Origin of the sequence: Amycolatopsis ponsaeliensis (assembly GCF_030182635.1) — a bacterium.
Lineage (GTDB): Bacteria > Actinomycetota > Actinomycetes > Mycobacteriales > Pseudonocardiaceae > Amycolatopsis > Amycolatopsis ponsaeliensis.
This window is the reverse complement of sequence record NZ_JAPZLD010000031.1, coordinates 21609-44650: the sequence shown is the minus strand read 5'-3', so window position 1 is coordinate 44650 and position 23042 is coordinate 21609. Positions and strand designations below refer to the sequence as shown.

Annotated in this window: 17 protein-coding genes and 5 tRNA genes; 6 read left to right on the top strand and 16 right to left on the bottom strand. The window is 70.7% G+C overall.

From position 1 onward, the window contains the following. Positions 1-3: 3 nt before the first annotated feature. On the top strand, positions 4-1182 hold the full coding sequence (locus tag QQ657_RS36200) for a DUF2716 domain-containing protein (RefSeq protein WP_284746820.1): 1179 nt from the start codon (positions 4-6) through the stop codon (positions 1180-1182). Here the strand turns inward: QQ657_RS36200 and QQ657_RS36195 are convergent. Further along, positions 1171-2397 (bottom strand): S53 family peptidase, encoded by a 1227-nt coding sequence (locus QQ657_RS36195; RefSeq protein WP_284746819.1) that lies wholly within the window; start codon positions 2395-2397, stop codon positions 1171-1173. The two genes, QQ657_RS36200 and QQ657_RS36195, sit on opposite strands and share 12 nt — an antisense overlap. A 265-nt stretch (positions 2398-2662) precedes the next feature. On the opposite strand from QQ657_RS36195, the gene QQ657_RS36190 reads away from it, so the two are divergent. Continuing rightward, positions 2663-4987: a chitobiase/beta-hexosaminidase C-terminal domain-containing protein gene (locus QQ657_RS36190; protein WP_284746818.1), complete on the top strand. Its 2325-nt coding sequence runs from the start codon at positions 2663-2665 to the stop codon at positions 4985-4987. A 56-nt stretch (positions 4988-5043) separates the two neighbouring features. Here QQ657_RS36190 and QQ657_RS36185 read toward each other — a convergent pair whose 3' ends face one another. Continuing rightward, positions 5044-6021, bottom strand: coding sequence for an erythromycin esterase family protein (locus QQ657_RS36185; RefSeq protein ID WP_284746817.1), 978 nt, complete (start codon positions 6019-6021; stop codon positions 5044-5046). Between the two features lie 17 nt (positions 6022-6038). Here QQ657_RS36185 and QQ657_RS36180 point away from each other — a divergent pair, with 17 nt between their 5' ends. After that, positions 6039-6782, top strand: coding sequence for a TioE family transcriptional regulator (locus QQ657_RS36180; protein ID WP_284746816.1), 744 nt, complete (start codon positions 6039-6041; stop codon positions 6780-6782). On the opposite strand, the gene QQ657_RS36175 is transcribed toward QQ657_RS36180, so the two are convergent. Then, complete coding sequence (locus tag QQ657_RS36175) at positions 6739-7287, bottom strand: TetR/AcrR family transcriptional regulator (RefSeq protein WP_284746815.1); 549 nt, start codon at positions 7285-7287, stop codon at positions 6739-6741. The genes QQ657_RS36180 and QQ657_RS36175 overlap by 44 nt on opposite strands. 77 nt (positions 7288-7364) lie before the next feature. On the opposite strand from QQ657_RS36175, the gene QQ657_RS36170 reads away from it, so the two are divergent. Further along, positions 7365-8372, top strand: coding sequence for an LLM class flavin-dependent oxidoreductase (locus QQ657_RS36170; RefSeq protein WP_284746814.1), 1008 nt, complete (start codon positions 7365-7367; stop codon positions 8370-8372). On the opposite strand, the gene QQ657_RS36165 is transcribed toward QQ657_RS36170, so the two are convergent. The 5 genes from QQ657_RS36165 to QQ657_RS36145 form a co-directional block, all read right to left on the bottom strand. Continuing rightward, entirely contained in the window at positions 8373-9221 is an 849-nt protein-coding gene (locus QQ657_RS36165) for an ion transporter (RefSeq protein ID WP_284746813.1), read from the bottom strand. A gap of 49 nt (positions 9222-9270) precedes the next feature. After that, entirely contained in the window at positions 9271-11151 is a 1881-nt protein-coding gene (locus QQ657_RS36160) for an ATP-binding cassette domain-containing protein (RefSeq protein WP_284746812.1), read from the bottom strand. Between the two features lie 5 nt (positions 11152-11156). Further along, positions 11157-12941: a protein kinase domain-containing protein gene (locus tag QQ657_RS36155; protein WP_284746811.1), complete on the bottom strand. Its 1785-nt coding sequence runs from the start codon at positions 12939-12941 to the stop codon at positions 11157-11159. A gap of 21 nt (positions 12942-12962) precedes the next feature. Then, a complete protein-coding gene (locus QQ657_RS36150; RefSeq protein ID WP_284746810.1) occupies positions 12963-15644 on the bottom strand; it encodes a tetratricopeptide repeat protein in 2682 nt (893 codons plus the stop codon). 334 nt (positions 15645-15978) lie between these two features. Beyond that, the gene (locus tag QQ657_RS36145) at positions 15979-16962 is read right to left on the bottom strand and encodes a hypothetical protein (protein WP_284746809.1); all 984 of its coding nucleotides are present in this window, start codon (positions 16960-16962) and stop codon (positions 15979-15981) included. A 371-nt stretch (positions 16963-17333) separates the two neighbouring features. Here QQ657_RS36145 and QQ657_RS36140 point away from each other — a divergent pair, with 371 nt between their 5' ends. Further along, complete coding sequence (locus tag QQ657_RS36140) at positions 17334-19538, top strand: helix-turn-helix domain-containing protein (protein ID WP_284746808.1); 2205 nt, start codon at positions 17334-17336, stop codon at positions 19536-19538. Between the two features lie 4 nt (positions 19539-19542). Here QQ657_RS36140 and QQ657_RS36135 read toward each other — a convergent pair whose 3' ends face one another. Further along, positions 19543-19809 carry a hypothetical protein gene (locus QQ657_RS36135; protein ID WP_284746807.1) on the bottom strand — a complete coding sequence of 89 codons (267 nt, stop codon included), beginning with the start codon at positions 19807-19809 and terminating at the stop codon, positions 19543-19545. A 326-nt stretch (positions 19810-20135) separates the two neighbouring features. Here QQ657_RS36135 and QQ657_RS36130 point away from each other — a divergent pair, with 326 nt between their 5' ends. Continuing rightward, entirely contained in the window at positions 20136-20300 is a 165-nt protein-coding gene (locus QQ657_RS36130; protein ID WP_284746806.1) for a hypothetical protein, read from the top strand. Positions 20301-20315: 15 nt separating this feature from the next. Here QQ657_RS36130 and QQ657_RS36125 read toward each other — a convergent pair whose 3' ends face one another. From QQ657_RS36125 to QQ657_RS36095, 7 genes are all read right to left on the bottom strand, one after another. Next, positions 20316-21347, bottom strand: a complete 1032-nt coding sequence (locus tag QQ657_RS36125; protein WP_284746805.1) for an SEFIR domain-containing protein — start codon at positions 21345-21347, stop codon at positions 20316-20318. Positions 21348-21470: 123 nt separating this feature from the next. Then, positions 21471-22337 carry an alpha/beta fold hydrolase gene (locus QQ657_RS36120; protein WP_284746804.1) on the bottom strand — a complete coding sequence of 289 codons (867 nt, stop codon included), beginning with the start codon at positions 22335-22337 and terminating at the stop codon, positions 21471-21473. Between the two features lie 153 nt (positions 22338-22490). Continuing rightward, positions 22491-22567 (bottom strand) — tRNA-His (locus QQ657_RS36115). A 2-nt stretch (positions 22568-22569) separates the two neighbouring features. Continuing rightward, a tRNA-Val gene (locus QQ657_RS36110) sits at positions 22570-22641 on the bottom strand. A gap of 3 nt (positions 22642-22644) precedes the next feature. Continuing rightward, positions 22645-22717: transfer RNA gene (locus QQ657_RS36105), tRNA-Asn, on the bottom strand. 4 nt (positions 22718-22721) lie between these two features. Continuing rightward, positions 22722-22795: transfer RNA gene (locus QQ657_RS36100), tRNA-Lys, on the bottom strand. Between the two features lie 3 nt (positions 22796-22798). Continuing rightward, a tRNA-Gly gene (locus tag QQ657_RS36095) sits at positions 22799-22871 on the bottom strand. Positions 22872-23042 lie beyond the last annotated feature (171 nt).

Below are 23042 nucleotides of genomic sequence, written 5' to 3'. Positions count from 1 at the left end.
CGCATGGAAGCCGCACTGAACCGTCTGCGCACCTGGGTGCCCGAACTCCCGCCGACCGGCGCGGTGATCGAGCGGGACGCTCCGGTCGTCCGGACCCACTACGGCACGCACGGCGAGGCCGGCCACGGGCCGCTGCCGGACGGCGACCTCGACGCGCTCGTCGCCCGCCAGGTCGAGGCGTTCGCCCGCCGGAACGAGCCGGTGGTGTGGCCGGTGTACGCCGGCGACCTCGGGCTTCCCGAAAGCCTGCTCGCCGCGGGCTTCACCGCCGAGCGGGAGCACGCGGTCCTCGTCTGTCCGATCGGGACGGACACCGCGAAGCTGCCCGAGGTCGGCCACGACTGGCCCGGGCACCAGCGTGTCGCGGACCTGGCCGCCGCGACCGGCCCGCACCGCCGTCCGTACTCCGAGTTCCTCGCCGACGCGGCCCACCTGCGCCAGTCGGCCGAGGTCGTCCTCGACGGCGACCGGGCGGCCTGGCTGGAAGAAATCGGTGACGTCATGGTCGTCGGCGGGGTCACCGATCCCGGCTTCGCCGCGGCGATCGTCCGCCACGACTGGCGGCTCGCCGGGCCGCACCAGGGCGTGCGGTTCCTGCTGGCCGAAGCCGCCGATGACCTGCAAGCCGCCTTCGAAGCGGCCGGGATGCGCGAGCTCACCTCGGTCACCCGGTACCACTGGGCACCGCCGGGCGCACCCGCGCGGACCCGCCCGGTCCGCCGGCTGTTCGCCGAGCCGGAACACGACGATCTCTGGGCACGGTTCTCCGAGGAGTTCGCCTTCCGTCCCGACACGAGGGCGTTCCCGGGCATCACCGAACCGGCGGGTTCGGCGACCTGGCACGTCGGCGACGCCGAAGACGCCGCACTGGACCGGTTCACCGAGACCATCTACAAAGGACTCCGCGAGTCCGTCGAGCCCGGTGAAGAGCTGTATTGGCTCGACTGGCACCACGCGGGTTACCGCTTCGACCCCGCCCGGGTCGACGGCACCGGACCGCGGTGGCCCGGCTTCGTCTTCCCGGGCGGGGACTACCACATCTACCTGACGGCCGACCTCCGGCTGGGCACCTTCGGGCACCCGTGGGAAGAGACCATCTGCGTGTTCGGTGAGCTCCTGACCCGGGTCGGGCCGGAGCTCACCGCCGCGCTCGGAGAGCCGGTGCGGCGCTCAGAACCCTGACGTGCCGTTCGGCGTGCCCAGGCCGGTCGGCCCGTCGTACCCGGCACCCGCCGTGCAGAGGTAGCTCCCGCCGCAGCTGCCGTTCGAACCCGACGTCACGTCGTACAGCCCGCCGGTGTGCGCGTACGGGTACGACCCGGACGTCACCGAGGTGCCGGCCAGCGCGTACACGCTCGCGATCACCGGCGACGACAGGCTCGTGCCGCCGACCTGCACCCAGCCGTCCGCGCCCTGGGCGAGTCCCAGCGACAGCAGCAGGTCGCAGAACGACGAGCTGCCGCAGCTGTTGTACGTGTCGTAGACGCCGAGGCCGGTGGCCGGGTCCGCGACCGCCGAGACGTCCGCGACCGTCCGCTTCGCGCACCCGGTGTCGTGCTGCCACGCGGGTTTCGCCTCCAGCGTGGAACACCCGCTACCGCTGCCCTTCCACGTCGTCTCGGTCCAGCCGCGCGCGGTGCTCGTGGACTTCTTCAGCGTCGTGCCGCCCACCGCGGTGACGTACGGCGAAGACGCCGGCCAGCTGACGCCGTAGCCCGAGTCACCCGAGGACGCCGTGACGGCGATGCCCGGGTGGTTCAGGTGCGCGTCGGCGGCGAGGATCGTCGAGTCTTCGGTGCCGCCGTAGCTGTTGGAGATCGCCACCACGCCCGGCGTCGCCGCGGCCGTGTCGACCGCCGTCATCAGCGGGTCGGTGTCCGGGGAGTTGGCTTCCACCAACAGGATCTTGCAGTCCGGGCAGGTCGCCGACACCGCGTCGAGGTCGAGGCTGATCTCCATCGCCCAGCCGTAGTCGGGCGCCGGCAGCGGGCTCGCCGCGCCGTTCTGGTTGACCTTCTTGAAGCAGCCGTTGGCCGTGGTGCACGGGGAAAGCCCGCGGGCGGACCGGAACTTCGCCAGGTCGGCTTCCGCGGTGGGGGCGTCCTGCGCGTCGACGATGGCGACGGTCTTGCCGTCGGCGTGCAGGCCGCCGAGGTTGTAGGCCGCTTGGATTTCGGCCGGCCCGTAGCCGACCGGGGTGGACGTGAGCAGCGGGCCGTTGCCCTTCGGCGAACGGATCGCCTTGCCGAGGCAGTGCATCTTGCCGGAGGTGGCACAGCCGAAGTTCACGACGCCGCCGCTCTTCAGCGGCGTGGCTTCGGCGGGAGTGGCGACAGACAGTGGGGCCGCGATGAGAGAGAGGGCGACGAGGGACCGGAGCAACCGCGAAGAGGCCATACCTACTCCTCGGTAGGGGACGAGGTGGCACGGGATCGTCGCATGTCACTCGTTCGAGGTCACCCTTCCGATGGATGTTTCTCGGTTCAGTCATTCGCCCACTACGCGGCCAATCGGACGAACGGTCACCAAACACCTCACCCAACCAAGGTATTGGTCCAGACAAGTGTTATCGAAAAGAGACCGAAGCACCGCTGACCGGGAGCTAATTTGTTGTGACTCGCAACGAATGCTCGTGGATCCCCAACGGCGGAGGTGTCACGGCGTGAACCGGACCTTTGGCAAGCTTCGACGGCGCCGGCGCGCCGTCGCCCTCACCGCGGCGGCCCTGCTGCTCGGCGCCGGGCTCAATGCCCCCGCCGCCCTCGCGGCCGACGACTACACGCAGAGCGTCACCCAGCTCAGCTCGACGCAGCTGCAGCTCAACTTCACCCCGACGACCCCCGCGGTGTACGTGGACGTCCACTACACCGGCGTCCCGGGCGTCGGCCAGCAGAACGTGCGGATGGTCAACAGCTCCGGCACCTGGCGGACCACCGTCAACGGCCTGAGCACCGGGAACACGCTCGACTACTGGTTCACGTACGAGAAGAGCGGCCCGCAGTACGACACCCCGCACTTCACTTACACCGTCGGCGGCAGCTCGACGACGGTCGCGGCGCCGACGTTCAGCCCGCCCGGCGGCACGTACTCGAGCGCCCAGACAGTGACGATCAGCAGCGCCACCTCGGGCGCGACCATCCGGTACACGGTGGACGGCTCGACCCCGACCGCGTCTTCGACGCTCTACAGCGGACCGATCAGCGTCCCTAACTCCCGCACGGTCAACGCGATCGCGCTCAAGTCCGGTTCGACGACGTCCCCGGTGTCCAGTGCGAGCTACACGATCGGCACGCAGGCCGGCTGCCCGACGCAGTCCGACACGCCGAACTTCGGGTCCAACGTGCGGATCTTCGACCCGGGCATGTCCGCGGCGACGATCCAGGCGCAGCTGGACACCGACTTCAACAACCAGAAGGACACGCTCACCGCGCAGTTCGCGGACCGGCGCGTCGCCCACCTGTTCAAGCCGGGCACCTACAACAACGTGCACGACAACGTCGGCTTCTACACCTCGGTCGCCGGCCTCGGGCAGAACCCCGGCGACGTCGTGATCAACGGTGACGTCACGGTGGACGCCTTCAACGCCTCCGACAACGGCGTCGCGCTGCAGAACTTCTGGCGCTCGGCGGAGAACCTGGCCGTCGTGCCCTCCGGCGGCAGCGAACGCTGGGCCGTGGCGCAGGCCGCGCCGTTCCGCCGGATGGACGTCCGCGGCAACCTGCAGCTGTACCCGGCGAGCTACGGCTTCGCCAGCGGCGGCTACATCGCCGACTCGAAGGTCGCCGGCCAGGCGGCGTCGATTTCGCAGCAGCAGTGGTACACCCGCGACTCGCAGCTCGGCAGCTGGGACGGCGGCGTCTGGAACATGGTCTTCTCCGGCACCAGCGGCGCGCCGGCGAACACGTTCCCGAACCCGCCGGAGACGACGCTGTCGACCACGCCGGTCTCCCGCGACGTGCCTTACCTCTACGTCGACGGCACCGGCAAGTACCGCGTGTTCCTGCCTTCCCTGCGCACCAACGCGTCCGGCCCGAGCTGGGCGAGCGGCAGCACCCCGGGCACGTCGGCGCCGATGAGCCAGTTCTACGTCGTCAAGTCCGGCGACACGGCCTCGTCGATCAACAACGCGCTCGCCGCGGGCTGCAACCTGTTCTTCACGCCGGGCATCTACCACCTCGACCAGACGCTCAACGTGACGAAGGCCGGCACGACGATCCTCGGCATCGGCTACCCGACGCTGGTGCCCGACAACGGGGTCAACGCGATGCAGGTGTCCGATGTGGACGGCGTGCGGCTCAAGGGCCTGCTCTTCGACGCGGGCACGACGAACTCGCAGGCGCTGCTCACGGTCGGCCAGTCCGGCTCGTCGGCGTCGCACGCGGCGAACCCGACGACGGTCCAGGACGTGTTCTTCCGGATCGGCGGCGCGATCGCCGGCAAGGCGACGAACAGCCTGATCGTCAACAGCGCCAACACGATCATCGACCACATCTGGGCGTGGCGGGCCGACCACGGCAACGGCGGCACCGTCGGCTGGAACACGAACACGGCCGATACCGGGCTCGTGGTGAACGGCGCGAACGTGCTGGCCACCGGCCTGTTCGTCGAGCATTACCAGAAGTACCAGGTGATCTGGAACGGCCAGGGCGGGAAGACGATCTTCTTCCAGAACGAGATGCCCTACGACGTGCCGAACCAGGCGTCGTGGAACGCGCCATCGGGGGTCGCCGGATATGCCGCGTACAAGGTCGCGGCGAACGTGACGTCCCATGAGGCGTGGGGTCTCGGGAGCTACTGCTTCTTCGACACGAACCCGGCGGTGTCCAGCTACCACGCGTTCGAAGTGCCGAATAACAGCGGTGTCCGGTTCCACAGCCTGCTGTCGGTGTCGCTCAACTACCGCGGCACGATCACGCACGTCATCAACGACACCGGCGGCGTCACGCCTTCGGGCACGGTGCCGGTGAACGTGGTGAGCTACCCGTAACCGGGTGAACAGCGGCCCCCGCACCGGACCCGACCCCGGTGCGGGGGCCGCTGTGTTTACGCGACGTGCAGGATCGCGCCGGCGTTCTCGAGCAGCTCTCGGGTGAGCGGCACGTACCGGTAGTCGGCGTCGTCCCGGGTGCGACCGGCCGGGATTTCCGCGGTCAGCTTCCAGGTACCGGTGTCGCGCTGCAGGCGGCCTTCGTAGGTGTCGGCGGCCGGCTCGCCGAGGCCGAGGGCGTCGCTGTGGCCGAGGCTGCCGGCGATGAAGGCGTACCGGTCGCCGAGCCGCGACGCGACGATCGCGCCGGCACCGGATCCCAGGTGGGCGTTGTGCGCGAACACCAGGGTCCGGCCGGGCCGCGAACCGTGGATGTCCAAGAGGTTCCGGGCCATGATGACCGCGCGGGCGCTCGCGAGGCGGGCGATCCTCGTGTCCCGATCGCCGGGTCGCGCCGACGCCGCGTGGTAGCGCAGCAGGTCGAGCCCGGCGTTCGCGTGGATCCGGGCGCGGTCCCATCCGGCGTGTGCCGTTGTCTCGACGCGCGCGTCGAGGGACATGAGCAGGTCGTCCGCGATGACCCGCAGCTCACGGGCCTCGGGTGACGCGCCGGGCGACGCGGCCGGGTCGAGGATCGCTTCGGACCGGCTCCACCGTTCGTCGTCGCCGGCCAGTGCCGCGATGTCGACGTCGAGGCCCAGGTAGTCGCGGACGTGCTCGAGGTAGGTGCGCGGGCTGGGCGCGCTGTACATCTCGGTCGGGGCGTCGAAGCCGTGGAAGGTCAGCGGTTCGTCCGCGGTCTCGTTGTACTCGCGGATCCACGCGAGCAGCTGCCGGTTGGCGTCCAGCTCGCCGAAGCCGTGCGAGAACCCGCCGTCGAGGGCGGCGACGCGGTCGGTCTCCAGCGCGATCGACCGGAAGCCGTGGGCCGCGAGCTGCGCGAAGAAGTCGTTCCGGAGCCGCGCGAAGGCCGGTTCGAAGTGCGTGGGTTCGCCGAACGCGAGCAGTTCGGCCGTGAAGTCCGTGATGTCCATGTGGTTGAATCGTATCCTTGAAGACTCGGTTGAGACCTGCTGACCTCGCCCGTGAGCACGGCATCTCCACGCAGGCGGTCCGCAACTACGAGCAGGACGGCTTTCTCCCGCCGGCCACGCGCACGCCGAGCGGCTACCGGGTTTACACGGAGGTTCACGCGGCAGCGCTGCGCGCGTTCCTCGCGCTGGTGGCGGCGTACGGGCACGCGACGGCCGGCGGGATCATGAACGCCGTCCACGACGACGACCTCGGCCGCGCCCTGACGCTCGTCGACCGCGGCCACCTGCGGCTGCTGCGCGACCGCGAAACCCTCGACGCGGTACGCCAGGCCATCGGCCACCTGACGACTGTCCATGAGGGGCACCCTCATGGACATAAGAGCCATGAGGGTGCCCCTCATGGCTCCTACAGCATCGGCGAGCTGGCCCGCCGGCTCGGCGTCACCGCGGCGACCGTGCGCGCGTGGGAACGCGCGGGCATCCTCGTCCCCGCCCGCGATCCGGCCACCGGCTACCGGGTCTTCGAGGCGGCCGACGTCCGCGACGCCGAGCTGACCCACCTGCTCAGACGCGGCGGCTACCCACTCGAGCACATCGCGACGGTGGTCGGCCAGGTCCGCACCGCGGGCGGCACCGAATCGCTGGCCGCCGCACTGGAGACCTGGCAGGAGCGGCTCACCGCGCGGGGTGTCGCGATGCTCGACGCGGCCGCGCCGCTCAGCGAGTACCTGCGAGAGCGGTGTCCACGACCCGCTCGATGAACGCATCGTCCAGGGGCTCCCGCGACAGCAGACGGCGGTAGAACAACGGCCCCAGGAAAAGGTCCGCGACGAACTCGTGGCGCTCGATCTCCCCGCGTCCGACCGCCCGCGCCACGGCTTCGTGGACCGGTTTCCGGCGCTGGGCGGTGAAGTCCGCGAGCACCGCCGCCAAGCCGGGGTCCCGCTCGGCGGCGTCGATGAGGCCGGGGATGAGCGCCGACGTCGGTGCCGTGTGGAGGATGCCGTCGAGGTCGTGCGCGAACGCGACGAGGTCGCCGCGCAGGCTGCCGGTGTCCGACGGCGCCGCCGGCGGCACGATCGACTCGACGGCCGCCCGGAGCACCGCGTGCTTGTCGGGCCACTGCCGGTAGATCGTCGTCTTCGCCGCGCCCGAACGAGCCGAGATCGCCTCGATCGTCGCGCCCGCGAAACCGTGTTCGACCAGCAGCTCGACCGCCGCGTCGAGGATCGCGCGCCGCGACCGGGCCACCCGTGGATCCGCCACCTGACCTCCTTGCGGGAAGTCTAGCACTTTCGCTACGCTACGGTATCGTAGCGAAACTCTACCGAGAGGATCCCGCGATGAGGTTCGGCATCGAGCTCCCCACCGCCACGTCCGGCATGATGCACCCGGTCCCGTTCGCCGCCCCGCACGAGCTGGCCGACCTCGCGGTCGAGGCCGAGCAGCTCGGCTACCACGACGCCGGCGGCAACGACCACCTGTCCACGATGGACTTCATCCGGCGCGCTTGGCCGGACCCGCCCGACTTCTACGAGCCGCTGATCGTGCTGGCGCAGGTCGCGGCGCGGACGTCGGTGCTGCGGCTCACCACCGGCATCATGGTGCTGACGCTGCGGGACCCCGTGCTCCTGGCGAAACAGGTCGCGACGCTCGACCGGCTCAGCGGCGGCCGCGTCACCCTCGGCGTCGCGGTCGGCGGCTATCGGGACGAGTTCGAAGCCGTCGCGCCGGACCTCCGGCACGCCAACCGCGCGCAGCTGGCGCGGGAGCGCATCGAAGCGTTGCGTCTCTTGTGGACCGAGCGCACTGCTTCGTACCACGGCGAATACGTCCGGTTCGAGAACGTCGAGTCGTTTCCCAAGCCGCTCCAGTCGCCGTTGCCGGTCTACTCGGGCGGCAATGTGGACGGTTCGCTGAGGCGCGCGGCCGAGCTGTGCGACGGCTGGCTCCCGGCCAAGATGAGTCCACAAGGGATCGCCGCCGGACGCGCGAAGCTGGCGGAGTACGCCCGCGCGGCGGGACGCGACCCGGGCGCGATCACGACGGCCCTGCAGTCGGTCGTCTGCCTCGGCGCCACGCGCGAAGCGGCGTTGGAGACGTTCCGGAACTCGTCGTTCGACCTGTTCCGGAAGTCGCTGGCGAAGACCATGACCAAGGGCGTCGACCAGGACGCGTACTTCGACCTGAACCTGATCGGCACGCCGGACGAGGTGTGCGAGAAGGTCGCGGCCTACGCGGCGGCGGGCGTGGACCACCTGACGGCGCTGCTGTTCGTCGGCAACACCGTCGAGGAGATGCGTGCGCAGATCCGGTGGTTCGCCGCCGAAGTCCTGGCGTCGTTCCCCTGATCAGGGTTTGCGGTGCAGCCGGTCGTATTCGAGGGCGGCCGAGTGCTGGGTGCGCACGCGCAGGGCCTTCTCCCGCTCCTCGTCGTCGGTTTCGTGCAGGCCGAGCTGCACGGCCTGCCGGATCTGCTCGCGGTTGTCGCGCACGACGGCGGAGAAGAAGTCGTCGATCCGCGGGTCGACGAGCACTTCGAGCAGCACGCGGAACGACGTGTCGACGACGGTCCGCACGATCTCGTCGTGGAACGGGAGCCGCTTGAGCTTCCCGAGCTGCGGGTCCTCGGCGATCTTCTCGGCGATGATCGTGCGCAGCTCGGCCTTGTTCCCCTCGAGCGACTTCGCGAGGTTTTCGGGGTAGTTGCCGGTTTCCAGCACCTTGACGACCTCGTCGAGCACGGCGATGGTCACCGGCTTCTTGATGGCCTTGACGATCGGCTCGGACAGCTTGTCGACGAGCCGGTAGGTGAACTGCTCCCCGACGGCCCGGTCCGCGGCCCGCCCGATCCGGATCAGCAGCAGCACGACCCCGATGAACTTGTGCCCGGTGATCACCGGGTGCGCGACCGGGACCATGGCGAACAGCTCGTACCAGTTGCGCACGAGGAACTTCTTGGACCACCCGCGTTTCCGCCACCGCCACAGGAATTCGATGAGGAAGACGCCGCAGATCCCGCAGTCGACGTAGAACATGACGAGTGCGGCATCGCGCGCGGGCGGGCTGATCAGCATGAACCCGAGCAGCCCGACCGACCCGGCGGCGAGGACGAGCATGATCCAGTCATCGGCCCGCACGTTCCCGGGCAGAATCCCGCTGTTGAGCTCCGGCTCGCGCGCGTCGCGAAGGGTGGCCATGCCCGATGATGGCACGCAGGGTGCTGATCAGCCGGTTCGCCGCCCCGGCTCAGGCCCGGCGCACCCGCCGCGACCGGACCGCGAACAGCGCCGTGCAGGCGGCCGCCGAGAGCAGCAACGCGCCGGCCGAGCCCAGCCACCACGGCCAGTCGTGGGTCCACAGGCGGTCCACCGGCCCTGCCTGCGGAAGATCCACTGTGGAGGCCCCGGCGGCGTAACCCCACCGCGCGGGCGCGAGCCAGGACAGCTGGGCGAGGACCGGCCGCCCGGCGACCGGGATCATCCCGCCGCACAGCACGAGCTGGGCCATCACCGTCACGACGAGCACCGGCGTCGTCTGCTCGATCGACCGCACCAGCGCCGAACCGAGCAGGCTGAGCAGGCAGGACGCCAGCGCGGTCAGCCAGACCGCGACCGCGAGCTCGCCGACCGGCCGCGACAGCAGGACGGCGTCCACCGGCCCCGGCTTGACCGTCGTGACGACCCCGACGAGCACCGCCGACTGCACGGCCGCGACCAGTGTGAAGACCAGGGTCTTCGCGAGCGCGTACGCGCCGGGACGCAGGCCGACGGCCCGTTCACGCAGGAAGATCGCCCGCTCGGCGATGGCTTCCCGCGCCGAGGCCGCCGCTCCCATGAACGCCGCGCCGACGAAGACCAGCACGAGCATCTGCGCGGCTTCCATCGGATGTTCGGGCACCGACCGCCGCAGCCCTTCGTGGCCGGGCACCGCCAGCGCGAGCACGGCCAGCACGACCGGGACGAGCAGCAGGAACAGCGCGTACCCGGGATCGGCGGAGATCAGCCGCAGGTGCCGGGCGGCGAGCGTGCCGACCTGGTGGCCCAGCCCGGCGTGCACGACCGGTGGCTCCGCGGCCGCCTCGGGCGGCGCCGCGGGACCCACGGGCGCCGGCTGGTGCGGCGGCGCGGTCCCGGCGACCACGCGCTGGAAGATGTCGGCCCAGTCGGCCGTGCCGAACCGCGCCCGCAGTTCGGCGGGCCGCCCGCTGAACACCGGGACCCCGCCGGGTGCGAGCAGCAGCACGAGGTCGCACTCGTCGAGGTGCGTGACGTTGTGCGTCACCACGACGACCGTCCGGCCGGCGTCGGCGAGCTCGCGCAGCCGGCCCATGATCTGCTTGTCGAGCGCCGGATCCAGGCCGGAGGTCGGCTCGTCCAGCATCAGCAGCGACGGCGCGGTCAGCAGTTCGAGCGCGATCGACACGCGCTTGCGCTGCCCGCCGGACAACCGGTGGATGGGCGTGCGCGCGTGCTCGGTCAGCTCGACTTCGGCGAGTGTCTCGGCCACCCGGCGCCGGCGGGCCGCCGGATCGGTGTCGTCGGGCAACCGCAGTTTCGCCGCGTAGGACAGGGCACTGCGGGCGGTCAGCCGCGTGTGGACGACGTCGTCCTGCGGCACGACCCCGACCCGCCGTGCGACGGCCGAGCGCTGCCGGTGCATGTCGTAGCCGTCGTAGGTGATGCGCCCGCTGGTCGGCGCGACCTCGCCCGAGAGCACCTTGAGCAGCGTCGACTTCCCCGCGCCCGACGGCCCGACGACGGCGACCAGCTGCCCGGGCCGCAGGTCGAGCGAGACGCCCGAGAGCAGCGACCGGCCCCCGACGGCGAACCCGACGTCGTCGGCCACGAGCCGGGTGCGTTCCCCGCCGGTCGCGACGAGGTTGTCCCCGTCGACCCGCAGATCGGTGGCTCCGACGGTGATCCGGTCCCCGTCGGCGATCGGCGACCGCCCGGCGACGGGGACCCCGTTGACCAGCGTCGGGTTCCGGCTGCCCAGGTCGGTCAGCCGCCACGCCCCGCCGACGCGTTCCAGCCGGGCGTGGCGGCGGGAGACCTGCAGGTCGCCCAGCACGATGTCGTTGTCGGAGGCCCGGCCGATGGTGATCCGGACCCGGTTGCCGATCCACACGCCGGTCAGCCGGTCGTGGTCGGGGACGTCGGCACCTCGCCGGGCAGGCCCAGCAATTCCGCGGTACCGAGGACGAGATAGCTACTGCGGCAACAGATGTTCTGGTTGCCGGACACCGCCTCCCACTGGATCCGCAGCCGCAGAACCCCGCTGATGTCGAGGTCGACCGGAACCGGAGTGCCGTACGGCACCGGCTTGTTGAAGACTTCGCGGCCGTCGGCGAAGACCTCCAGCTGCAACTTCAGGCTCGAGTCGACCGCATTGTCATCGATGCCCGCGGTGGCGGTGAATCGGCGGAACCCCTTCGAGATGTTGTATTCGACGCCGTGCGTGTCGGTGTTCGCCGACACCTCGATGCCGACAGCGTGCAAGTAGCTCTTGCCCGCGATGTTGGCGTTTTGGACGCTGCTGCTCCACTCACCGGATGCGGGGTGGCCGGAGTCGAGGTAGACCAGCTGGGCTTGGCGGGCCACCGTCAGTTTCACCGTGCCCCCGATCGCCGCACCGGCCGCCGGGTCCTGCTCGATCACCGTGCCGTCGGCCGCGGTCGCGTCGATCTTGTCCACTGTGGTCACTTGGATGCCGGGCAGCGCGTCCTGCGCGTCGGCGAGCTTCTTGCCCATCACGTCCGGCATCACGCTGGGCTTCGCCGTCGTGGTCACCGACGGCGAGTCACTTGTGGACTCAAGAACCGGCGCGGCAATCGTCGAGACTGCGGTGGGTGCCGGCGAAGCCGTGGTCTGTGAAGGCCGGAACGCGAACCAGCCACCGGCCAGCAGGGCCAGGACAACGAACAGGGTCAGCACGATCCGGCCCCGGCGACGGCGTTTCGGCATGGTCCCTCCGGTGGGCATGTTCGGCGAAGTGGTCGTGACGGGACGCGGTGGCGGAGGCGGCGCGGTGCCGAAGACGGTCTGCGTGCCGAGGCCGGTTTCGTTGAGTGGCACCGGAGGCGGCGGTGTGGTGAGCGGGAGGGCGAGCGGCTCCTTCATCAGCTCCAGCACCAGCCCGTCCAGGATGGTCGCGACCTGCTGGGCCGATTCGGGCCGGTCCGACGGCCGCTTGGCCATCAGCCAGGACAGCACGTCCCACAGCTGGTCGGGCACCCCGGCGGGCCGGCCCGGCAGCGCGCTTTCGTGCATCCGGATCACCGCGAACGTCGACTGCCCGGCGAACGGCGTGACCCCGCAGCACAGCTCGTACAGCAGGACGCCGAGCGAATACAGGTCCGACGCCGGGGTTGCTTCGAGGCCCTTGCCCAGTTCCGGGGCGAGGTACTGCGGAGTCCCGACCAGCAGCGACCGGCGGCCCAGATCGGTGGCCGTCGCGAGCCGCGAGATGCCGAAGTCCGTCAGGCGCGGGACAGTCCCGTCCATCAGGACGTTCTCCGGCTTGACGTCGCGGTGCACGACGCCGGCCTGGTGCACGGCCGCGAGCGCCGCCGCCACCCCGGCCCCGATGCGGGCGACTTCGGCCGGCAGCAACGACTTCTCCGCGGTCAGCCGGGCCCGGAGGTCACCGCCGCCGACCAGGTCCATCACGATCGCCACGGTTTCGCCCTCGACGACCAGGTCGTGCACGCCGACGAGGTTCGGGTGCCGCAGCCCGACCAGGATGGACCGCTCCTGCAGGAACCGCGCCACCAGCTCGGGATCCTCGACGAGCTCGTCCCGCAGCACCTTGAAGGCGTAGGCCCTCCCCTGCTCGTCGGAGCCGGCGAAGACCCGCCCCATCGCACCCGTGCCCAGCTGGTCACCCAGCCGGTATCGGCTGCCCAGCGCCTTTTCCATGTCGAAGACCTCCAGAGCGGTTCAGTCTTCTTCGGGACTTTTCTTCCCGAAGAGGTTGTCGAGGTGGGGAAAGAGCTGCCAGACGAGCACCGGCAGCTTCATCAGGAGCCCGGTGACCCAGGCGCGGTTCCGGAGTTCGGCCCGCCAGCCGAGGGCCTCCCCGATCCGTCGTTCGGCCTCGCCGACGAGCGGGACAGCGGTGGCCTTGTCGCCGGTGAGCATCAACGCGATGCCGAGGTCGAGCTGGGTCCGCATGGTGTCCGGGTGGTGCGGGCCGATCGAGTCCCGCTGCCGGTCGAGCAGCGGCCGCAGGATGCCGACGACCTTCTCGTACTGCTTGAGCTGGGCGTGCGCCTGCGCGGTGGAGTAGCTCAGCCAGTGGTGCAGCGGGTGGTGCGGGCCGAAGACCTTGCCCACGCTCGGTTCGAGCTCCGCGAACTCCCGCAACGCTCGTCTCGGCCGGCCACGCGTGACGGACGTGCGCGCGCACCGGACGCCGGCGGCCAGCGCCAGCGGGCTTTCGCGCCCGAGCAGCCCGGTCAGCTCGTCGCGAGCGGACCGCAGGTGTGCTTCGAGCGCGTCCCAGTTCTCGTCGCGCACCTTGAGTTCGGTGAGCTCCAGCGACATCTCGGCTTCGGCGTGGACGCCGATCGCCTCCAGCCGCAGCGGGTGCCGTTCGTGGTCCGCCGTGTCGTGCTCGCGGATGATCGCTTCGGCGGTCTTCCTGGCCTGCTTGAGCTCACCGAAGATGATCCGCAGCCGGGCCAGTTCGAGCCGGGCCCGCGGGTCCGGGTCGTCGGCGTCGAGGAGGGCGAGCGCGTCCCGGAACCGGCCGCGCATCCGCTTCGCGACCGCCATGAACACCCGCGCCTCGGTCTCTTCGCCGTCCGGCAGGGACTCCGGCCAGATCGGGTCCGCGTCCGCGAACCGGCCCAGCTGGTCGAGCGCGCGGGCGCAGGTGAGCCGGGCGCGGAACGCGTCCCCGGAGTCCGCGAGCGGGCGGCAGACCTCGACGGCCGCGTCGAAGTCGCCCGCGTCGACCAGCGCGGCGGCCGCGGCCACGCGATCGGCCGGGCCGGCATCGGCCGTCAGGATCCGCTTGGCCGCTTCCCGCGCGGCCACGACGTCACCCTCGCCGCGGAACCAGTCCAGCCCGATCCGCAGCAACCGCGCTCGCTGTTCGGCGGGCACGCAGTCGTGTTCGGCGAGTGCCGCGGCGTGCTGGTGGATGCGCCCGGCTTCCCCGGACAGCTCGAGCACGGCCGACGCGGTCCGGCGCGTGAGGTCGTCGTCGAGCCCGGCGGCGTCGCGGACCAGGGCGTGGATGTCCCATTCGGTCCCGAGGTGGATCAGCAGCGCGCACCGGGCGAGCTCGGCCACCGCCTGATCGACCCGTTCGCCCGGCAGCACCCGCCGCACCAGCTCGGCCGGCACAGGTGCCCGGGAGAGCGCCCCGGCGATGCGCAGGATCCGCAGCGCCGTCGGCCCGCAGGCGGCGACCGCGTCCGCCAGCACGCCGGTGCCCCGCACCTCGTCGAGGACCTTGACGAACCCAGCCGGGTCGACCGCGCCCCGGCGGTCGCGCAACGCGGTCACCGCGCTCGTCAAGACGATCGGGTGGCCGCCGCACCGTTCGACGAGCCGCCGCACGGCCGCGAGCTCCCCGGGATCGTCCGACCCGACGATTTCGGTGTACAGCGCGGCACCTTCGTCTTCGGAGAAGCCGGTCAGGTCGACGACGGGCGCGGGCCAGTCCGGGTTGCCGGACCTCGTGGTGAGCACCGTCCGGACGGACGACGTCGGCATGACGAGCTGGTCGAGCACCTCGGCCGGCAGCTCCGACGGGACGTCGTCGATGATCCACAGCTGCGGTTTCCCGGCCGCGTCGATGCGCCGGGCGACGACGGCCCGGACCTGGTCCGGCGGCAGGTCGCCGACGTCGGCGCCGAGGTCCCGCGCGATCGCGCGGACGTGCTCGTGGAACCGGGCGAGCGCACCGACGGGATCGTCCTGGCCGAACAGCCCCAGCCACCGCACCCCGCCGGAGAAGGCGTCCCGGAAGAGGAACGCGTACTGCTCGGCCAGGCTGGTCTTCCCGAGCCCGGCGATTCCCCGCACGACGGCGAGCGCCGCCGACGTCCGCGGCGTGGTGGCCGGCAGTTCGCGGGCGTGCAGGGCGCTGTGGATCGCCCAGAGCTGCCGGTACCGCCCGACGAACCGCCGGGGCCGCAGCAGCCGGGGCAGCACCGGTGCCGTGCTGCGCACCGAGCCCAGCGGGGTGCCCGCCGCGCGCACCAGCTCGGCGATCCGCCGGACGACGACCGCGCGTTCCCGGTCGTCCGCCGGCCGGCCGGCGTAAGCGGCGTCTTCCAGTTCCACCGGGGCGATGTGGTTGCCATCGGGCTCGGGATTGACGACGAGCACGCGTCGCCGCGGGTCGCCGAGCCGTTGCGCCGCGAGGAAGGCGGACGTCAGCTCCCATTGGCAGGCGTACCGCGTCGGGAACCGGCGCGAATAGTAGGCGAGCAGCACCTTCGACTCGGCGAGCGCGGCGTCGAGCCGTTCCGTGATGCCCTCGAAGCGCCGGATTTCCTTGTCCCGGAAGACCCGCAGCCCGGCGTCTTCGAGCGCCGCCTGGAGCGCGTTCACCTCGGCGCTGTCCGCCCAGGTGAAGCTGAGGAAGATGTCGTAGGACGCGGTCACGCCACACCTCCTGCGCAAGTGGAGTCGTCCGGCGACGAGAAAGAAGAATGGTTTCCGTTACACCCCGGAAGGCGCTTTCGCTTTTCCGGGGTGCCACCGATCGGCAGTGGATACCACGACCAGTCGCCGGATCCGCTCGGCTCGTTACCGGCCGCGGTGTGCTTGACCGGATCGTCACCAATTCCGAATCAACACGCAGGCGTCATCGAGCCCGCGAGGGAAAAGTGTCGCGCTTTTGTCGCGTTTACGACGCGGCTTTTCCCGGCCGGATAGGGCACCTTGGAAGAAGACGCTCACGCCGAGGAGGAGCATGGCGCGCACGGGGCACGGCCGGTCAGGGGGCGGCCGGCTGCCAGCCCACGCCGTAGGACCTCGCCGGCTGGAGGTCCTGGAAACCGGTGCGCACCTCGCCCGCGTTGTCGAGGAAGAGCGGTTTGCGCTCCGGCACCGGGTCACCCGCGTCCTTGGAGAGGTCGCCGTCGATGCGCCAGACCCGGACCGGTGGCTCGCGCCGATCGAACCGGACATTGAGGTCGAAACTTTCGCAGGGGAATTCCGGGGTGCAGCAGTAGAACGGCGCCGGCATCTCTTCCAGCCTGACGCGGAAAAAGAATTCGTGCTGGTCACCGGCGTCCAGAACCTGGGGCGGCCGCAGGCGGAACGCCACCCGGGTGGAGGAGACCATCCGCACGGAATGCACCTCCCCGCCCGAGACGACGTCGATGCCGAGGCCGTCGAGGTCGGGCTCGGCGGTCGTGCTGACCGGCCGCGCGAGGGAGATGCCGTGCTCGATTTCCGCGAGCCCGGCGACGTGGCTGACGATCCGCCGGGTTTCGAAGACCTCGGCGGCGGCACCGGTGAGGTTCAGCCGGACCGCCAGCGCCGACGTGTGCCACGGACCCTGGCTGATCGCCGACGAGCTCCCGTAGGCCACCGGCGCCCCGTACGCGGCCTCGGCGATGAGGTAGATGACGTCGTCGGCGCGGCGCTGCATCGTGCGGATGTTGCGGTCGGCGCCGGTGCCCAGCAGTTCGAGGCGCGCGGTGTAGCGCTCGTTCGCGCCGGTGCCGAAGCCCAGCACGATCCGCGCCGTTTTCTGCTGAGGCGCGGGCAGCTTTTCGATCAAGGACAGAAGCGTGGCGACCACTCTCGCACGGACCGTCCCCGGGGTGTCGTCCTCGCGGATCCCGCACACCTCGCGCAGTTCTTCGCCGACGGCACCGGGCAGGTTCTTCGCTTGGACGCCCAGACCTTTGCGAAGCAGTTTCAGCTCCGTTGAGAGAGCGTTGATCTTCGCGTCGGCCGCCTCCTGAGCCAAGCCCGCCACCTCCGTCTTGGTCGCTGCGGGGAAGTGTACTCATGGTCCGCCACGCACCGTGGGGCCGTCACCCGTTTCCCGGCTGTTTCCGGAAGCGGGAAACAGTGCGGGTCGAGCCCGTCCTCACCGTTTCCTCCCGACCGGCAACGGGAAACATCTGTTTTCACCGAATTCACCGGGTGAAGCTTGGGTCGCCGAAATCCTTCGGCGAAAACAAGCAATTCGATCCGGAAAGGTGAACGCGATGCACACGCACCTCATCATCGTGCTCGGCCAGCTGGTCTCCCTGCTGGGCTGACCAGGAACAGGCCGGCGGGCCCGGGCCGCCGGCCATCCTTCCCTCCCCCCACCGAATACAGGATGATTGACCGATGCAGGACTTTGGAGCGGAATTGAAACGTCGACGGACGTCGGTCGGTATGTCACTGACCGGACTCGCGGCCGCCGTGCATTTCACCAAGGGCTATCTCAGCAAGGTGGAGAACGGCAAGGCCCGGGTGAACCGGGACCTGGCGAAGGCCTGCGACCTGGCGCTCGACGCCAAGGGAGAACTTCTCGCCCTCGTCGCGGAACAGGGAATGCCCGCGCGCCGCAACGCCGGTGGCATTGTCGGCCTGCCGGACGGCGGCCGGTACTTCGTCGGCCGGGAAACCGAGCTCGACGCGCTTTCCGCGCTGCTGCTGGACCCGGACGACGCCCGGGTCGGCGTCGTGCACGGAATGGCGGGGGCGGGCAAGACGGCGCTGGCCGTCGCCGCCGCCCGCCGCGTCGAGCGGGCCTTCCCGGACGGCTGCCTCTTCTTCGACCTGCGCGGGCACACGCCGGGCGCGACCGAGCTTTCGGCCGGTGAAGCCCTCGGCCGGCTGCTGCGGCTGCTCGACGTCTCGGCCGACCAGCTGCCCACCGACGAGGACGGCCTGGCCAACCTGGTCCGCGACCAGCTGCGCGGCCGCCGGATGATCCTCGTGCTGGACAACGTGCGCTCCGCCGAACAGATCCGCGCGATCGTCCCGGGCGAGACGTCGTCCCGGATCCTGGTGACCAGCCGGGGCCGGCTCCCCGCGCTCGACGACGCCTGGCACTTCCCCGTCGACGTGCTGCCGATCGAGGACGCCGTGCGGCTCCTGCGGTCCGTCGCCGGCGAGCACGCACCGGACGACGAAAGCGTGGCGACCGAGCTCGTCCGGCATTGCGGGCGGCTGCCGCTCGCGATCCGCATCGTGGCCGCCCGGTTCATCGCCGGCGGCTGGACGGCGACGAGGCTGCGCGACCGGCTGGCCGACGAGCAGACCCGCCTCGGCACGCTGGACGACGGCGAGCGCAGCGTCGCCACCGCGTTCACCGTCTCCTACGATTCCCTGCCCGGCGACCAGCGGCGGCTGCTCGGCCTGCTCGCCCTCCACCCCGCGACCGCCGCGGAGACGGGCGCCGTCGAAGCGCTCGCGGGCCTCGGCCCGGGTGAAGCGGATCGGCTGGTGGACCGGCTGCACGACGCCCACCTGGTCGTCCGCGACGAACGCGGGTACGTCGAACTCCACGACCTGATGCGGATGTTCGCGTCGACGCACGCACTTCCGGACGTCGAGCCGGACGACCGCGAGGTCGCCGTGAGCCGCCTGGTCGACCACGCGCTGAGGACGACGCTCGCGGCCGACGAACTCGCGGAGCCCTACCGGTTCCGCCCGGAGACGGGGCTTTCCCCGTCGTCCACGGTTCCGTTCGCCGACGCCGACGGCGCGCTCGCCTGGCTGACCGCGCAGTGGCCGATGCTGGTCGAGATCGTCGACTCAGCGTTCCGGCACGGGTTCCACGACCGCTGCTGGCAGCTCGCTTTCGTGCTCCGCGCGTTCTTCTTCCGCGAGAGGCTGTTCGAGCCGTGGATCCGGACGCACGAGCGCGCGCTCGAGGCGGCGCGGGCGACCGGCGACCCGAGCGCGACCGGGATGATCCTCAACAACCTGGGCATGGCCCACATCGAATCGGGTCGCGTCGACGACGCCATCCGGTTCCACCAGCAGGCACAGGAGTGTTTCGCGCGGGCCCGCGACGACCGCGGCGCGATCGACGCGCTGTCCAGCCTGGCGTGGGCGCGCCTGTACCGCGGCGAAGCCGAAACGGCGTTGACCGACCTGACGACGGTGCTGGACGTCTACCGCCGGACCGGCCGCACCCGGAACGTGGTCATCGCCCTGCGCGGCATCGCACTCGCTTCGACGGCGCTGGACCGGTTTCCTGAGGCGCTGTCCAGGGCGCGCGAGGCGCTCGAGCTGGCCCAGCTGCCGGTCGACCGCGCGATGTCGGCCAACGGCGAGGCATGGGTCCGGTTCCGCGCCGGCCAATGGGACGACGCGGAGCGCGGCTATCGCGACGCGGCCGAACTGGCGGACGACGCGGGGAGCGAGTACGAGCGCGCACGTGCGTTGACCGGCTTGGGCAACACGGCAGCCGGCCGCGGCGACCGCGAGGAGGCGGCTCGCTGGTGGGCGGAGGCCGCCGCGTACCGCGTCACGCTCGATCCGACCGTGCTCGGCGAGGCCGCGTACCGGAACCGGCTCGCCGTCGTCGTCGCCGAGTGAGCACTCAGAACACGACGAAGAAGATGAGCCGCTTCGCCTGCCAGGTCCAGATCCGCCAGGCGTAGCGGCCGGCCAGGCCGGACAGGGCCAAGGCGAGGAGGCCGCTGAAGACCGAGCTGTGCCCCAGCAGGGCGAATCCGCCGATCGCCAGGACGACGGTCCAGGCCGTCCACAGCAGGCCGTAGCCGGCGCGGCGACCTTCGCTGTAGGGCCGGACTTCGGTGGCGGGGCCCGGTACCGGGCCCATCGGTGACTGCGCTTCCGCACTCATGACAGCTCCTCTTCGCGGTAGTTTTCGGCATTCCTCCCCACCAGTCGCCGCGCCGGCGAAATGCGTTGCGGCCACCCGCGCATTGTCGGGTTTCTGACGCGTTCGACAGGAACCAAGCCACCGAACGGTGCGGTTCTCGCCGCCGGAAACCGTTTCAGGGCAACAGGCTCCGGAAATCACCGGCACTCGACAGGTTTCCGGAGAAAGCTGTTTCCGGCAACGGAAACTCCTTGTTGCCACCGCAGCCCGGAGCGCACCATTGATGCAGTCCAGAATTCCGCGGCCGCCGCGGGAGTTCGAAAGCCCCGTTTCCCGAGGAGCCTGCCATGATGGTCGTCTGTTCTTTTTCCGCTCTCGTCCGCACCGCGCTGTTCCTGGTCGTGGTGGCCCTGGTGGCCGGCGTGTCGCTGGCGGGCCCCAGCACGCCGGCGAGCACACCCGGCCAGGGCCCGGCGGTGTCCACGTCCATCAGCGAGCCCGTCGAGCACTGACCGGTGGTGGACGCGCTACTCGAACAACACCGGGTTCCCCCAGGCCAGCTCCGGGAGCTTGTTCGACTGCCCACCGGCGGCCAGCACACCCGCCAGCAACGGGCTCGCGGTGGTACCCGGCCGGTACGCGACGAGCTTGAGCCGCAGCACGTTGACGACGTCGTAGCGCATCCACGCCGGCCGTCCCATGCGGACCTCGACCTGCTCTTGCGGGACGTTGTCGAGGAAGACCTGGAAGTAGCCGAGCTGGCCGGCGTCGGCCGCGTCGTCGAGCACGCCGGCGACGGCCTCGAAACCCGTGTACCGCCGGCCGAGGTTGTATTCGACGACCGCGCGTGGTTCGTTCGCGAACAGGGAAGGCCGGTACACGATGCTGTCCCCGCGGTGCATCCCGTCGATCTCCGCGCCGGTCATGCGGACGTCCGAGCTGCAACTGGCGGGGCGCAGCGCGGCGGTCACCAGGACCGGCTTCGTCGTGGGTTTCGCCGTGCCGTTCGCGGGCCGGGCGCCGAGGAAGGTGCCGATCTCGGGAACGGCGAAGCGCGGCACCCCGGTGAACGCGACCAGCAGTTCCGCGACGCCGGCCGGCGTGAACTCCTTGATTTCGTACCGCGTGGTGGAATGCGCGTTCAGGAACGTCGGGATCTCCTCGATCCGGCGGCCCGGGAGCACGACGGGCAGGATCCGCCGGGTGGCGCGGGGCAGGTCCTGGGTGATGTTGTCCCGGATCATCGCGGCTTCGAACTGCGCACCCCGTCCGAGGTGCGGCACCTCGGTGCCTTCGGCCCGCCGCTTGTAGTCCGGCGAGGCGATCACCAGGACGAAGTCCGCTTCGGTGAGCTGCTCGATCGCCCAGAGCGACCAGTCGCGGCGGCCGTCGTCGGCCCATTGGTCGAGCCGGACGTCGATCCCCGCACCGGCGCGCAGGAACGTCGCGAATTCGCGGACGAGGTCGCGGTGCCGTTCGTCGTCGTGCGAATAGGTGATGAAAACCCTCGGCGGTTTTCCCGCGCCCGGCGCGACTTTTTCGTCCTGCTCCATCGTCATGACGTTCCCTCGGGGCCACGGGTCGTTACGCCGATTGAACCTCAGGATCGCGGATCGCGAAGTCCGGCAGGACGCACTGTTCGCGTTTTGTCCAAGGGTTGTCCAGAAACCAGGCCCGACCTTTCAGCCTTCGAGGACCTCCCGAAGCTTCCGCGCGAAGGCTTCGGGCTGGCCGGCGTAGCCGAACTCGCCGCCGAGGAAACCGCCGTGGTGGCTGGGGAAGACGGTCGCCTCCTGGCGGAGGCGTTCGGCCGTGGCGAGCGCGGCACGTCCGGTCATGACGTCGATCGACTCTTCACCGACCGCGATCACGATCCGGGTCGGTGCCGCGTTCAGCGCGCTGACGTCCAGCTCGTAGGCCGTGACGGCCAAGGAGCGGTCGGTCATCAGCGGGTCGTCGCGGCGGCCGTCGTCCTCGGCCGGCATGCCGAACTGGGCCGGGTCCGCCGCGGGCAGCGCGAAGTAGTCGTCGGTGAATTCGCCCTTCCACGAGGTCATCGCGATGAAGGCCGCCATGCCGGCGCCGAAGCCCCCGGCCTGGTAGGCGTCCCGGAAGGCCTTGCCGGCCCGCTCGGCCGCGGCGGCGTCGGGCAGCACCCCGACGAGCGGCGGTTCGTGGGCGACGAGGGTGCTGACATCGCCGGGATAGATGGCGACGAGGGCGAGCGAGGCGACGGCACCCCCGCTGCTCCCGAACACCTCGACCGGGCCGGCGCCGAGGGCCTGGATGACGCCGTGGAGATCCCCCGCCTGGGTGGTGGGCACGTGGTCTTCCCGGCCGTCCTTGCGGACGCTGCGCCCGAGCCCGCGCGGGTCGTAGGTGACGACGGTCCGGTCGGGGAAGTAGGAGGCGAGGGTGCTGAACCCACCGGCCTCCATGGGTTGCCCGACCATGAGGAGCGGCGGCCGCGGGCTGTCGGCGGGCGCGGGCCCGTGGACGTCGTAGACGACGTCGGCCTCGGGTGTTTCGAGTACGTGGGTGGTGGTCATGGTTCCTCCCCAGGGTTCGGGACTCGGGGGGAGCGTAGCCCGGGGTACCGACAATTCCGGCGTTCCGCACGGTGGAGCAGCTGGTCGCGCGCCGTGGTGTCGATCCACGTGGGCGGGGCGTATGAGACCCCGCTGGTTGCCGAACCGCGCGCGTGGGGTGGCCGGCCGGACTCGCACCGGCTTCGCCCGGGGTCACAGCCCGGGGCCTCGTCTCCTTCGGCTTCGGCCACAGTCGTCCCGCCAGGATTCGAACCTGGGACCACCCCGATGTGGACGGGGAGCTCTTCCGCTGAGCTACGGGACGTCGCTCCCCCGCCAGGACTCGAACCTGGTACCTCCCGATCAACAGTCGGGTGCGCAGCCCGTTGCGCTTCAGGGGAAAAGTGGATCGCCGGGGATTCGAACCCCGAACCCGCCGAGTAAGAGTCGGCTGCTCTGACCGTTGGAGCTAGCGATCCAAGAGCGGCCGGTGGGCATCGAACCCACTGCTCCGGTTTGGAAGACCGGCGTGTCCGCCGAGTTCACTACGGCCGCGGATCCCCGGCCGGGCCGACCGGGGGCACTCGCGTCCGCCGTATCCTTTACGGCGAAGACGAGCGCGGAAAAAAGAATGCACGAAAAAGCCGCCCGGATCGGTTTCCCGATGGGCGGCTCCCGTGGCGTGACAAAGCGCTACACCAGAGGGAGCCCTCGAAGATTGTGTAC

Excerpts from the sequence above, each read along its gene's own strand:
- QQ657_RS36200 (WP_284746820.1), top strand. The coding sequence starts at position 4 with ATGGAAGCCGCACTGAACCGTCTGCGCACCTGGGTGCCCGAACTCCCG.
- QQ657_RS36195 (WP_284746819.1), bottom strand. The coding sequence starts at position 2,397 with ATGGCCTCTTCGCGGTTGCTCCGGTCCCTCGTCGCCCTCTCTCTCATC.
- QQ657_RS36185 (WP_284746817.1), bottom strand. The coding sequence starts at position 6,021 with ATGGACATCACGGACTTCACGGCCGAACTGCTCGCGTTCGGCGAACCC.
- QQ657_RS36170 (WP_284746814.1), top strand. The coding sequence starts at position 7,365 with ATGAGGTTCGGCATCGAGCTCCCCACCGCCACGTCCGGCATGATGCAC.
- QQ657_RS36165 (WP_284746813.1), bottom strand. The coding sequence starts at position 9,221 with ATGGCCACCCTTCGCGACGCGCGCGAGCCGGAGCTCAACAGCGGGATT.
- QQ657_RS36155 (WP_284746811.1), bottom strand. The coding sequence starts at position 12,941 with ATGGAAAAGGCGCTGGGCAGCCGATACCGGCTGGGTGACCAGCTGGGC.
- QQ657_RS36140 (WP_284746808.1), top strand. The coding sequence starts at position 17,334 with ATGCAGGACTTTGGAGCGGAATTGAAACGTCGACGGACGTCGGTCGGT.
- QQ657_RS36135 (WP_284746807.1), bottom strand. The coding sequence starts at position 19,809 with ATGAGTGCGGAAGCGCAGTCACCGATGGGCCCGGTACCGGGCCCCGCC.
- QQ657_RS36130 (WP_284746806.1), top strand. The coding sequence starts at position 20,136 with ATGATGGTCGTCTGTTCTTTTTCCGCTCTCGTCCGCACCGCGCTGTTC.
- QQ657_RS36125 (WP_284746805.1), bottom strand. The coding sequence starts at position 21,347 with ATGACGATGGAGCAGGACGAAAAAGTCGCGCCGGGCGCGGGAAAACCG.
- QQ657_RS36120 (WP_284746804.1), bottom strand. The coding sequence starts at position 22,337 with ATGACCACCACCCACGTACTCGAAACACCCGAGGCCGACGTCGTCTAC.